This is a genomic window from Janibacter sp. CX7, from assembly GCF_024362365.1.
GTDB lineage: Bacteria > Actinomycetota > Actinomycetes > Actinomycetales > Dermatophilaceae > Janibacter.
Genome location: NZ_CP101464.1, coordinates 1 through 12,138, shown reverse-complemented (window position 1 = coordinate 12,138; position 12,138 = coordinate 1). Strand labels below are relative to the sequence as shown.

Sequence of the window (12,138 nt, the reverse complement as noted above, 5' to 3'; positions counted from 1 at the left end):
GTGGTCAGGTCACCTCGGGGTCGTGCCGAAGGGGGGCGAAGGCTGGCTCGGCGCGTGGTCGCGTCAGATGTCGAGGAAGCGCACGTCGCGTGCGTTCTTCTGGATGAAGCTGCGGCGGGACTCGACGTCCTCGCCCATGAGGACGGCGAAGATCTCGTCGGCCGCGGCGGCGTCGTCGAGCGTCACCTGGAGCAGGACCCGGGTGTCGGGGTCCATCGTCGTCTCCCACAGCTCCTGGTAGTTCATCTCGCCCAGACCCTTGTAGCGCTGGACGGGGTTGTCCTTGGGCAGGCGCCAGCCCTTCGACTGGCCCTCGGCGATCATCGCGTCGCGCTCGCGGTCGCTGAAGGCGAACTCGTGGTCGTGGTTGGACCACTTGAGCCGGTAGAGCGGCGGCTGGGCGAGGTAGACGTAGCCGGCCTCGATGAGCGGCTTCATGAAGCGGAAGAGGAGCGTGAGCAGCAGGGTGCGGATGTGCATGCCGTCGACGTCGGCATCGGCCATGAGCACGATCTTGTGGTAGCGCGCCTTGCTCAGGTCGAAGTCCTCGCCGATGCCCGTGCCGAAGGCGGAGATCAGGGCCTGGACCTCGTTGTTGGCGAGGATCTTGTCGATCCGGGCCTTCTCGACGTTGAGGATCTTGCCGCGGATCGGCAGGATCGCCTGGTTCTCGGGGTTGCGGCCCGCCTTGGCCGAGCCGCCGGCGGAGTCACCCTCGACGATGAAGACCTCGGAGACCGTCGGGTCCTTGCTCTGGCAGTCGGAGAGCTTGCCCGGCAGCCCGCCGGACTCGAGCAGACCCTTGCGGCGGGTCGCCTCACGCGCCTTGCGGGCGGCCATCCGGGCCGCGGCGGCCTGCACGGCCTTGCGGACGATGTCCTTGCCGTCGTTGGGGTGGGCCTCGAGCCAGTGGCCGAACTCGTCGGTCATCGCCCGCTGGACGAAGCCCTTGACCTCGGAGTTGCCGAGCTTGGTCTTCGTCTGGCCCTCGAACTGCGGCTCGCCCAGCTTGACCGAGACGACGGCCGTCAGACCCTCGCGGATGTCGTCACCGGTGAGATTGTCGTCCTTGTCCTTGAGCAGCCCCTGCTTGCGGGCGAAGTCGTTGATGAGCTTCGTCAGCGCCGCACGGAAGCCCTCCTCGTGGGTGCCGCCCTCGTGCGTGTTGATCGCGTTGGCATAGGTGTGGACCGACTCGCTGTAGGCCGTCGTCCACTGCATCGCCAGCTCGAGGGAGAGCTCGCGGGCGGTGTCCTCGGTCTCGATCGCGATGATCTCCTGGGTGACCGGCTCGGCCTTCTTGGACCCGACGAGGTGGGTGACGTAGTCGACGATGCCGTTGTCGTAGCGGTAGGAGACCTTGCGCGCCTTCTTCGGCGCCCCCTCCTCGGAGTCGACGACGTCGGTGATGTCGTCGTCGACGTGGTCGAGGTCCTCGGCCTGCTCCTCCTCGGTGGGCTCCTCGACGCGCTCGTCGACGAGGTTGATCGTCAGGCCCTTGTTGAGGAAGGCCATCTGCTGGAAGCGGGCCCGGATCGTCTCGTAGTCGTAGGTCGTCGTCTCGAAGATCTCGGGGCTGGCCCAGAAGGTGATCGTCGTGCCGGTCGCGTCGGTCTCCTCCTCCTGGCGAAGGGGGCCGGTCGGCACCCCGCCCTCGAAGGACATGCGGTGGGCGTGGCCCTTCTGCCGCACGCAGACGTCGAGGCGGGTCGACAGGGCGTTGACCACGGAGGAGCCGACGCCGTGGAGGCCACCGGAGACCTTGTAGCCGCCGCCGCCGAACTTGCCGCCGGCGTGCAGCTGGGTGAGCACGAGCTCGACGGCGGAGACGCCCTCGGCCTCGTGGATGTCGGTGGGGATGCCGCGGCCGTTGTCCTTGACCCGGACCGCGCCGTCCTCCATGAGGGTGACGTCGATGGTGTCGGCGTAGCCGGCCATCGCCTCGTCGACGGAGTTGTCGACGATCTCCCAGACGAGGTGGTGCAGGCCGCGCTCACCGGTCGAACCGATGTACATGCCGGGCCGCTTGCGGACCGCCTCGAGACCCTCGAGGACGGTGATGGCACTCGCGTCGTACTCGGGAGAGCCGGTGTCCGGCGTCGTCGGCTGGGTCTGGGGAGACTGCTCGTCTGCCACGGTGCTCCTCGAGGGCGGTGCATGGGTCGCCGCGGGCTCGCCCCGTGGGGGCTGGCACCGCGGCCTCAACCCCCCGATCCTACCTCGCGACCGGCCCCGACGACGCATCTGCGGCGCCCGTGGCGGCGTCTCTCGTCGCCGGTCGGGCCGCCGCGCGACTCCCGGTACGCGCACCGGCCCCCCGGGCGCTCTCAGCGCCCCTCCCGAACGTCGCAAGACCCTAGGGTCTTGCAGGGTTGTCGGGGTCGAACTTCGCAAGACCCTAGGGTTTTGCGGAGTTGGGGGAGCGGGGCCAGGGGCGGGGTCAGGGGCAGCGGCCGGAGGGCAGGCGGCGGAGGTGGTCGGCGAAGGCGTCCGCGAGCTCGTCGGCGATCGCCGTGCCCTGCTCGTGGGTGCCCGTGCGCACCTGCAGCGCGACGGCGACGTCCCCCTTCGCCCCGGGAACGACGCCGAGCTGGCGCACGACGTAGCCCTCGGGCGTGGAGCCCCAGCCGCCCTTGTAGCGGGCACCGTCGACCGTGCCCAGGCCCCAGCGCTGGCCATCGACGACCCGGCCCATCGCCTCGGTCACCGTGTCGGAGCCGGCGAGGCAGGGCAGCTGCGAGGCGAAGCGGGTCTGGTCACGCAGTCGCCAGTGCGCCTGGCCGAAGGGGGAGTAACCCGCCACGGTGACCTCGGGCGGGACCCGGGTGCGGCTGTCGCCGCCGCGCGCGAGCTGGGTCTCGACGGCGGAGGCGGCCGCCTGGCCGGAGCCGAGACGCTCCCACAGGGACTCGGCCGCGTCGTTGTCGGAGGCGGTGAGGGCGGCGTCGATGTCCGTGGTGGCGGACTCACCCTGCTCCGAGCGGATGACCGCGAGCGCCAGCGGGACCTTGATCGTCGACCAGGCGACGAGGTCCCGGTCATCACCGTGCTCGTGCACCCGGCCGCCGCCGACGGGTGCGTGGGCGAGCGCCAGCTGCGCGTCGGGGTGGGCCGCGGCGACCTCGTCGACCGCCCGGTCGAGGGCCCGCTCGCCCGACGTCGACGCCGGGCGGGTGGCCGTGGTCCGGTGCGCGGCCGGGTGCGTGCTGCTGCTGCTCCGCGTCGCCGACGAGGTGGGGTCGGCCGGGGCCGTGCCGCCGGCGCAGGCGGGCATCGCGAGCACCGCGGCACCCACGAGCGCGACCGCCGGGAGGCGACGGGTCACGTCAGTAGATGACGACGACGGCGTCGTTGCCACCGGTGCAGCGGGTGACGGCCGCGCCGGTGCAGCGCATCGTGTAGGCCTTGTCGGTCACCGGGCTGGTGACCCGCACCGTCGCCTTGCCGCCGTCGGGAGCGGCCGCGAGGTAGGCATCGCGCACGGCGATGGCGAACTCGCAGCTCGTCACCGTCGAGCCCGCACCGGCCGCGGCGCCACCGGAGGGCCCGGCGCACTGCTTGACGCCGGCAGGGGCGACGTTGGAGCGGGTGGGCTTGGCCTTCGTCGAGCTCTTGGTCTTCGGCTTCGTCGAGCTCGTGGTGCTCGACTCCTCGCTCGAGGTCGACGACGGCTGGGTCGTGTCGGGGGAGGAGGTCTGGGTGACCGTCGTCTGCGCGGTCGGCTCGTCGTCGCCACCACCCATCGCCATGACGGTGCCGCCGACGCACAGGCCGCCGAGGAGCACGCCGCCGACGAGGAGGGCGACGAGGCCGAGCGGGGAGGTGCTGCGGCCCGAGCGCCGGGGCTCGTCGTGGTAGGGGCTCGGCTGCTGGGCCGGGACGGTCTGCCAGGTGCCGCCGGCGGCGGCCGCGGGGGCGGAGGGGGTGGTGACCGGCTCGGGGTCCCACCAGTCCTCGGGCACGGCGCCCTGCGGCGTCGGCTCCGGCTCGATGGCCGGCAGCGGCTGCGCGGCCTGGGTGGGCTGCTCGGTGCGGCGGGCGAGATCGACGTCCTGCGTCGGCTGGTCCTCGGCGGAGGGGGACACGCCGGGCTCGGTGGGCAACGGACCCATCCGACCGGACGGCGTCGGGTCGCCGAAGAAGTCGTCGAAGGCGTCGCCGCCTCGCGGGTTCTCCGGTCCGCTCATGGTTGCTCTCCTCGAAGGCATAGGGCCGCCCTCTGGATCAAGAGCGACATCTCACGATGCCATAACAACCCGGGGGGTCCGCCAATCGACGAGGTGACGTGGACCCCCCTTCGGGCTGTCAGGAGGCGCCCTCGACGGTGCGGTCGATCTGCATGACGACGGCCTTGGGCTCGGTGAAGAACTCGCGGCTGAAGTTGCCGCCCTCGCGGCAAGGGGTCGGGGTTGTGCGTCCCGACCTCGGTACCGATCGAGGTCGCCTGGTGGTAGACCTCGAAGACGTGCTCGCTCGGCGTGACGAAGCGAATGCCGTCGCCGATCTCCGGGTTGTCCCCCTTCGACATGCGCTCGACGGTCAGGCCGAAGGCCCTGGCCTTGGCCTCGACGTCGTCGATGTCGGCCTCGTGCTCGACCTTCCAGCCGTACTTGACGACGCCGACGCCCCCCTCCTCGAGGACGACCGAGTGGTGGTCCCACTCGTCCCAGCCCTTGTAGAAGACACGCTTGTTGCCCTCCGGGGAGGTGTCCTCGAGGGTCTCGTACAGACCCAGGGTCGAGGCGTAGTGGTTCTTCGCCTCGGTCATGTCGGTGACACGCACGTGGGCGTAGCCCATTCGCATGATGCCCATGTCTACTGCTCCTCCGGTGGGGTCCCGGCAGACCGTTCGCGGTCGCAGCGCGCCGCGTTGATCGTGCCGAGCAAGGGGTTGACGAGACGCAGGGATGCGTCGCGCATCTCGATGACGAGGTCACACTCGGCGACGGCACGGCAGCTCAGGCAGGTGCCGTCGCCACGCTCCTCGTCGGTGATGACCGTGTCGGCCACGGGTCGGTTGTAGGAGAACTCTCCGTCGACGACGTCCACCTTGCAGATGCCGCAGCCCCCACGGCGGCAACCCACCGTGTAGGCATAGCCGGCCTTCTGCAGGCCGGCGAGCAGCGTGTCACCGGGCTCGACGTGGATCTGCGTGCCCGACGGCTGCACGATGATCGTCGCCATCGGGCACTCCTTCGTGGTCACCGGGTCGTCGGCGACCCGGTCCACACACTGTGGTCGACGCCACGGACGAAGGGAGCGGGCGTTCCCCTTCGCGGAACGCTGGCCGCGGGCGAAGGGTGGTCCCCACGTCAGCCGTTGTTGCGCTCCTTGGCCCGGATCAGGTCGAGCGCGATGACGGCACCGATGGTGCCGAGCTTTTCCGGCACGGGCACCTGCGGGACGAAGCCGAGGACGTAGCGCTCCCTGCCGAGGAAGGCCTGCGCGACGCCCGGCCAGTGGCGGCTCGCGGTCGCGGCCAGGCCGCCGGGGCCGGTCACCTGGAACTCCCGGTCCCACATCGAGCCCTCGAGCCGCAGCTGCGGGCCGGTCGCGAGCTCGATGCGCAGTGCCTTCTTGAAGAAGGTGAACTCCTTGACCACCCGCGCGATGACCTGGCCCTGCGCGTCGTGCACCTCGTAGCGGTCGAGGCCGATGCCCGGCGGGTCGACGACCCGCACGAGCAGGGTCCCGTCGGTGTCGACGATCGCCAGCTGGCGGTTGCCCATGAGCAGCCGCGAGCCCATGCCACCCTCGGTGACGATGCGCCCGATCGGCGCACCGGCGAGGTCGTGGATACCGAAGTCGTTGCTCATGAAGGAGCGCACCTGGTCGAGCACCAGCGCGTCGGTCTGCAGGATCCCCATGTGCCCAGTGTGCGCTACCCGTAGGTGTCGCGCGGCCCCCGACCGTCACTCGTGCGCCGCGGCCCCCGCGACCACGACGGGGCGCTCGGCCCGTGGACCCGCAGCTCGTGCACGACATCGGGACCGACGGCCTCGGCGATGCTTCCGAGCAGCGAGCTCGACAGCAGCCGGATCTGCGTCGCCCAGGCCGTCGAGTCGGCCCGCACCGAGAGCACCCCCGCCTCGAAGGTCACCGGCTCGCAGTGCTCGGCCACCTGCCGGCCGACGATCTCCGGCCATCGCCCCATGACCGAGCCGGCGGCGACGTCGACCTGCCACCCGCGGTCGCCGACGAGCCGCTCCACCTGCTCGCCGACGGTCATCGGGTCGCGACCGGTGCCGGCGAGCACGCCGCGGGGCTGCCACTTCCGCTTGGGCCGCGGCTTCATGCCGGGGCGCAGCCCCTTCGTCGCCGCGACCGCTCGGGCGCGGGCCAGGGCGGCGGCCGCCGCGTCCTGCTCCTCCTCGGCCGGCGCCGTGGAGGGCTGTGGCTCGTCCCCGCCATCTCCCGACGAAGGGGGCGGGACCTCCCCTTCGCTCATGGGCCGGACACCTCGCCGAGCGTGACGGAGTAGCGGCGTCCGGACATCGACTCCGGCACGTCCTCGGGCACCGCCGCGGTGATGAGCACCTGCTCGCAGTCGGCGATCATCGCCGCGAGCCGCTCCCGGCGGCCGCTGTCGAGCTCCGCGAAGACGTCGTCGAGGACGAGGACCGGGTCGTCACCGAGGTCGTGGCGCAGCAGGTGGTAGGCCGCCAGGCGCAGCCCGAGCGCGAAGGACCACGACTCGCCGTGCGAGGCATAGCCCTTCGCCGGCATCGGCCCCAGGCCCAGCACGAGGTCGTCGCGGTGCGGGCCCACGAGGTTGACCCCACGCTCGATCTCCTGGTCGCGCCGCTGCGCCAACGTGTCGAGGAGCATCTGACGCAGCTCGTCAGGCTCCGGCACCGCGCCGCCGGCGATCGCCTCGGCCGCCTCGTCGTGGAGCGAGCTGCGGTAGACCGCCGTCGCCTCCGACTGGTTCGCACTGACCTCGCGGTAGGCCTCCTGCAGGTGGGGCACGAGGTCTCGCAGCAGCCGCAACCGGGCGTAGAGCAGCTGGCTGCCGACCGTCGCGAGGTGCTCGTCCCAGATGTCGAGGGTGCGCACGGCGTCCTCCGCGGCGGCCTTCGGGTCGACGCCCTCCGGTGCCGCCGCGCTGCGCCGGCCCCGACCTCGCCGGCCGCCGAGGAGGGTGGCGGCGGACTTCAGCAGGGCCCCGCGCTGCTTGAGGATCTTGTCGTAGTCGGAGCGCACCCCCGACCAGCGCGGCTGCCGCTGGACGAGCAGGTCGTCGAGGAAGCGGCGTCGCTCACCGGGGTCGCCCTTGATGAGGGCGAGGTCCTCGGGGGCGAAGAGCACCGTGCGCAGGGTGCCGAGCACGTCGCGGGTACGGGTGAGCGCGGAGCGGTTGAGCTTCGCGCGGTTGGCCCGACCCGGGGTGATCTCGAGCTCGACGAGGCTCTCCCGCTCGTCGCGCACGACGGCGCAGCGGACGATCGCCCGGTCGGCGCCGAAGCGCACGAGCGGCTGGTCGGTCGCAACCCGGTGGCTCGAGAGCGAGGCGACGTAGCCGATCGCCTCGACGAGGTTGGTCTTGCCCTGGCCGTTGAGCCCGACGAGGGTCGTCACCCCCGGCTCGAGCGCCAGCTCGGCGGTCGGATAGCTGCGGAAGTCGCCGATGCTCAGGTGGCGGACGTACACGTCACTCGGTCGAGCCCGACCCGCTCGTCGGGCCGGCCTCTGCGGCGTCGCCCTCGGGTGCCCGGCCCGGCGAGGTCGGCCGCTCGATCTTCTTCTCCTCCTGGGCGTGGCTCGCCGCGGGGGAGGCCACGCCCTTCGCTGCCTCGGCTCGCAGGTCATCGCCCTCGGCGACGGTCATGACCTGGTGCCCGCCGAACTGCCCGCGCAGCGCGGCGACGGCCTGCATCGTCGGGCTCGTCTGCTGCCGGGAGGCGAAGCGCGCGAAGAGCGAGGCGGAGATGACCGGCATCGGCACGGAGTTGGCGATGCCCTCCTCGACGGTCCAGCGGCCCTCGCCGGAGTCGGCGGTGTAGTCGCTGACGTCCTCGAGCGTCGGGTTCTCCTCGAGGGCCTTGACCATGAGGTCGAGCAGCCAGGAGCGCACGACCGTGCCGCGGCTCCACGCCTTGAAGGCGCCCGGCACGTCGGTGACGATGTCCTTCTTCTCGAGCAGCTCGTAGCCCTCGGCATAGGCGTGCATCAGGCCGTACTCGATGCCGTTGTGGACCATCTTCACGTAGTGCCCTGCGCCGACGTCGCCGGCGTGGACGAAGCCCTCGTCGCGGGGGCCCTCCGGCCGCAGCGCGTCGAAGATCGGCATCGCCTGCTCGACGTGCTGCGCGTCGCCGCCGACCATGAGGCCGTAGCCGTTGTCCAGGCCCCAGATGCCACCGGAGACGCCGCAGTCGAGGTACCCGACCCCCTTCGCGCCGAGCAGGTCGGCATTGGGCTGGTCGTCGCTGAAGCGCGAATTGCCACCGTCGACGACGAGGTCACCGGGCTCGAGGCGATCGGCGAGGTCGGCGATGACCGTGCGGGTGATCTCACCCGCCGGCACCATGACCCACACGACCCGCGGCGCGGCGAGCGCGTCGACCATCGCCTGCACGCTCTCGACGTCGGAGACCTCGGGGTTGGTGTCGTAGCCGACGACCTCGTGGCCGGCGCGGCGGACCCGCTCGCGCATGTTGCCACCCATCTTGCCGAGGCCGATGAGACCGAGCTGCATGACAGTGCCTTCCTGACGGGGTCACCCCACGACCGGGGCGAAGGGGGGTTCAGCCGGCGAGGCGCACCGGCTGCAGGACGTAGCGGTAGGTGGTGTCGATCTCGCCCTCCTGGCTGTCCTGGCCGGTGATCATCGCCGGCTTCAGGGGAGCGGTGAAGGACAGGCGGGTGAAGGTCGTGCCGAGCACGCCGAGCCCGTCGAGGAGGTAGCCGGGGTTGAAGGCGACCTCGATGTCCGGACCGTCGACCTTGGCCTCGACGGCCTCGGACGCCTGGGCGTCGTCACCGGCACCGGCCTCGATGGTCACCTGGCCGTCGGTGAAGCGCAGCCGCACCGGGGTGTTGCGCTCGGTGACCAGGGCGACGCGCTTGACGGCCTCGGTGAGCACCTCGGTGTCGACGACCGCCTCGGTCTCGCTCGCGGTGGGGAAGATCTTCGAGACCTTGGGGTACTCGCCGTCGAGGAGGCGGCTCGTCGTGTGCCGCTGACCGGCCTCGAAGCCGACGAGGCCCGAGCCGCCGGCGGCCGCGCCGAGGGAGACCTCGACCGACCCGGAGGCGCCGAGGGCCTTGGCGGTGTCCGACAGGGTGCGGGCGGGGATGAGCGCGACGTGGCTGGCATCGGAGGAGTTCGGGCTCCACGTCAGCTCGCGCATCGCGAGGCGGTAGCGGTCGGTCGCCAGCAGCGTCACCCGCTCGCCCTCGATCTCGACGCGCACGCCGGTGAGGATCGGCAGCGTGTCGCCACGGTCGGCGGCGATCTGGACCTGCTGCACGGCCTGGGTGAAGAGCGTGCCATCGATGCTGCCGCTGCCCTCGGGGGAGGTCGGCAGCGTCGGGTACTCGTCGGCCGGCATCTGCAGCAGGGCGAAGCGCGAGCTGCCGCAGGTGACCTGGACCTTCGAGCCCTCGGTCGCGACGTCGACCGGCTTGCCGGGCAGGTTGCGCGAGATGTCGGCGAGCAGCCGGCCCAGGACGAGCACCGTGCCCGCCTCGGCCACCTCGGCGGCCACGGTGATGCGCGCGGAGACCTCGTAGTCGAAGGTCGAGAGGGTGATCGTCCCCTCGTCGGAGGCCTCGACGAGGACACCGGCCAGGACGGGAACCGGCGGACGGTTCGGCAGGCCACGGGCCACCCAGGTGACCGCCTCGGCCAGCACATCGCGCTCGACGCGGAACTTCACGACAGACCTACCCTTCGACGCGCTCGAGCGCGAGGTCATGGGAATGACACGGACCCACGCACGTAGCCGCGCATGGGTTCCTGACATTACGTGGTCGAGGGCGCTCCTGGGAACCGAGGTCGCTTCTTGTCATTCACCCGCGCCTCGCAGTCCACAGGCAGGGCAGCAGCCATGCGTGGGGGAGGGAATGGATGGAGAGAGGACTCATCATTGTCTTAGGCGGTGTGGACATCGTGGACAACCGCCTCCAGCCCGCCAACGGCGCGGGATCCGGGTGTGGACGACGGCGTGGACAGAGTGTCGACGCACTGCGGGTGGGTGTGGACGACGCCGGCGAATCCCAAGGCCGTCCTGGGCGTGCACACGTCATCCACAGTCTCGTCCGCAGCCCGGGCCGTCCGAATGTGAATTGTCGGGGGACGTCGCGTGCCCGTCGGGTGTCGGAAGGGCGAGGTGCTCCCCGCTGCGGGCTCGGTGTGGGCGACGCACCGGGTGGCTGTGGACGAGCTCGGGCGTGTTGCCCGGCATACCGGGAGCCGGTGGTACCCACAGGAGTGTCCACAGCCTGTGGATCTGTGGACGACGGAGGTCCCGGACAGGTACCCGCGGGTAGGTCACGGAGTGGTCGCGAGGGCACACACAGGTGGGGAGAAGCCTGTGGACAACGTCCCGATGCGTGGATATCCGGCGATATGTGTTCTTCGCTAGATAGCGTGATATACGACGATCGCGGGGGAGGAGGGCGAAGGGAGGGTCAGCCGGCCTGCTGCTTGATCCGGTTGGTCAGCTCGGTGACCTGGTTGTAGATCGCGCGGCGCTCGCCCATGAGCTCACGGATCTTGCGCTCGGCGTGCATGACCGTCGTGTGGTCGCGGCCGCCGAACTGCTCGCCGATGCGCGGCAGCGACATCTCGGTCAGCTCGCGGCACAGGTACATCGCGATCTGACGGGCCGTCGTCAGCTTGCGCGTGCGCGATGCGCTCTGCAGGTCCTCGATCGTCAGCGAGAAGTAGTCAGCCGTCTGCGCCATGATCGTCGCGCTCGAGATCTCACTCGACTGCTCGTTGGGGATGAGGTCCTTGAGCACGATCTGCGCGAGGCCGATGTCGACGGCCTGGCGGTTGAGGCTCGCGAAGGCCGTGACGCGGATGAGGGCGCCCTCGAGCTCACGGATGTTGGTGCTGATCCGGCTGGCGATGAACTCGAGCACGTCGGCAGGGACGGAGAGCTTTTCCTGGATCGCCTTCTTGCGCAGGATCGCGATGCGGGTCTCGAGGTCCGGCGGCTGCACGTCGGTGAGCAGACCCCACTCGAAGCGGCTGCGCATGCGCTCCTCGAAGCCGGAGAGCAGCTTCGGCGCGACGTCCGAGGTGATGACGACCTGCTTGTTGGCGTTGTGCAGCGTGTTGAAGGTGTGGAAGAACTCCTCCTGCGTCTGCATCTTGCCCTGGAGGAACTGGATGTCGTCGATGAGCAGCACGTCGACGTCGCGGTAGCGGCGCTGGAAGTTGGCCGCCTTGTCGTCGCGGATGCTGTTGATGAAGTCGTTGGTGAACTCCTCGGAGTTCACGTAGCGCACCTTGACGTGCGGGTAGAGACTGCGCGCGTAGTGGCCGATGGCGTGGAGCAGGTGGGTCTTGCCCAGCCCGGACTCCCCGTAGATGAAGAGCGGGTTGTAGGCCTTGGCGGGGGCCTCGGCGACCGCGACGGCCGCGGCATTGGCGAAGCGGTTGCTCGCGCCGATGACGAAGGTGTCGAAGGTGTACTTGGGGTTGAGCCGGGTCAGCTCGACCTGCTCCGGCTCGGGCCGGCCACGGCGGGCACGCACCGGCGCCGGCTCCGGGTCCTCGTCGACGAGCCCGTCGTCACGACCCTCCACGGGGAGCGTCGAGGACAGTCCCTGGGGCGTCGGCTGCTGCGTCGCCTCGCTCGAAGGGAGGGCCGGCTCGTCGCCGGCGAGTCCCTGGGTCGGTGGCAGCGGCTCGCCGTCGGCGAGATCGGGGTCGACGGTCACGGCCAGACGGACCTCGCGACCGAGCTGCTCCGAGAGGGCCTGGGTGACGTGCATGCGCAGTCGCTGCTCGACGAAGTTCTTCGAGAAGTCGTCGGGGACGGCGATGAGCGCGGTGTCGTCGAGCAGGCCGACGAGGCGGGCCATGCTCAGGAAGGCGCGTCGGGTGACGGGGACTCCGTCGGCGTCCAGGGTGTCGAGGGTCGTGCGCCACACCTCGCCGAAGTCGACCTCGCCTCCGGCCAC

General features: G+C 70.8%; 11 protein-coding genes. All 11 read right to left on the bottom strand.

Features of this window, described 5'->3' with window-relative positions; genetic code table 11:
- Positions 1–63 precede the first annotated feature (63 nt).
- Positions 64–2,136: a DNA topoisomerase (ATP-hydrolyzing) subunit B gene (gyrB, locus tag NMQ01_RS00055; protein WP_255184869.1), complete on the bottom strand. Its 2,073-nt coding sequence runs from the start codon at positions 2,134–2,136 to the stop codon at positions 64–66.
- 304 nt (positions 2,137–2,440) lie between these two features.
- A complete protein-coding gene (locus NMQ01_RS00050; protein ID WP_255184868.1) occupies positions 2,441–3,325 on the bottom strand; it encodes a hypothetical protein in 885 nt (294 codons plus the stop codon).
- A gap of 1 nt (position 3,326) precedes the next feature.
- Positions 3,327–4,187, bottom strand: a complete 861-nt coding sequence (locus NMQ01_RS00045; protein ID WP_255184867.1) for a hypothetical protein — start codon at positions 4,185–4,187, stop codon at positions 3,327–3,329.
- On the bottom strand, positions 4,184–4,813 hold the full coding sequence (locus NMQ01_RS00040) for a hypothetical protein (RefSeq protein ID WP_255184866.1): 630 nt from the start codon (positions 4,811–4,813) through the stop codon (positions 4,184–4,186). The genes NMQ01_RS00045 and NMQ01_RS00040 overlap by 4 nt, the downstream gene beginning before the upstream one ends.
- A 2-nt stretch (positions 4,814–4,815) precedes the next feature.
- A complete protein-coding gene (locus NMQ01_RS00035) occupies positions 4,816–5,184 on the bottom strand; it encodes a 2Fe-2S iron-sulfur cluster-binding protein (RefSeq protein WP_255184865.1) in 369 nt (122 codons plus the stop codon).
- Between the two features lie 128 nt (positions 5,185–5,312).
- Positions 5,313–5,867, bottom strand: a complete 555-nt coding sequence (locus NMQ01_RS00030) for an LURP-one-related/scramblase family protein (protein WP_255184864.1) — start codon at positions 5,865–5,867, stop codon at positions 5,313–5,315.
- A gap of 14 nt (positions 5,868–5,881) precedes the next feature.
- Positions 5,882–6,448 carry a DUF721 domain-containing protein gene (locus tag NMQ01_RS00025; protein WP_255184863.1) on the bottom strand — a complete coding sequence of 189 codons (567 nt, stop codon included), beginning with the start codon at positions 6,446–6,448 and terminating at the stop codon, positions 5,882–5,884.
- Positions 6,445–7,650 carry a DNA replication/repair protein RecF gene (gene recF / locus NMQ01_RS00020; protein WP_255184862.1) on the bottom strand — a complete coding sequence of 402 codons (1,206 nt, stop codon included), beginning with the start codon at positions 7,648–7,650 and terminating at the stop codon, positions 6,445–6,447. The genes NMQ01_RS00025 and recF overlap by 4 nt, the downstream gene beginning before the upstream one ends.
- 1 nt (position 7,651) lies before the next feature.
- A complete protein-coding gene (gnd, locus tag NMQ01_RS00015; RefSeq protein WP_255184861.1) occupies positions 7,652–8,698 on the bottom strand; it encodes a phosphogluconate dehydrogenase (NAD(+)-dependent, decarboxylating) in 1,047 nt (348 codons plus the stop codon).
- A 49-nt stretch (positions 8,699–8,747) separates the two neighbouring features.
- On the bottom strand, positions 8,748–9,881 hold the full coding sequence (gene dnaN, locus NMQ01_RS00010; RefSeq protein ID WP_255184860.1) for a DNA polymerase III subunit beta: 1,134 nt from the start codon (positions 9,879–9,881) through the stop codon (positions 8,748–8,750).
- A gap of 754 nt (positions 9,882–10,635) precedes the next feature.
- A complete protein-coding gene (dnaA, locus tag NMQ01_RS00005; protein ID WP_255184859.1) occupies positions 10,636–12,138 on the bottom strand; it encodes a chromosomal replication initiator protein DnaA in 1,503 nt (500 codons plus the stop codon).

Coding starts and splice junctions, on each gene's coding strand:
- gnd (WP_255184861.1), bottom strand. CDS start 8,698: ATGCAGCTCGGTCTCATCGGCCTCGGCAAGATGGGTGGCAACATGCGC.
- NMQ01_RS00030 (WP_255184864.1), bottom strand. CDS start 5,867: ATGGGGATCCTGCAGACCGACGCGCTGGTGCTCGACCAGGTGCGCTCC.
- NMQ01_RS00040 (WP_255184866.1), bottom strand. CDS start 4,813: ATGGGCATCATGCGAATGGGCTACGCCCACGTGCGTGTCACCGACATG.
- NMQ01_RS00025 (WP_255184863.1), bottom strand. CDS start 6,448: ATGAGCGAAGGGGAGGTCCCGCCCCCTTCGTCGGGAGATGGCGGGGAC.
- NMQ01_RS00035 (WP_255184865.1), bottom strand. CDS start 5,184: ATGGCGACGATCATCGTGCAGCCGTCGGGCACGCAGATCCACGTCGAG.
- NMQ01_RS00045 (WP_255184867.1), bottom strand. CDS start 4,187: ATGAGCGGACCGGAGAACCCGCGAGGCGGCGACGCCTTCGACGACTTC.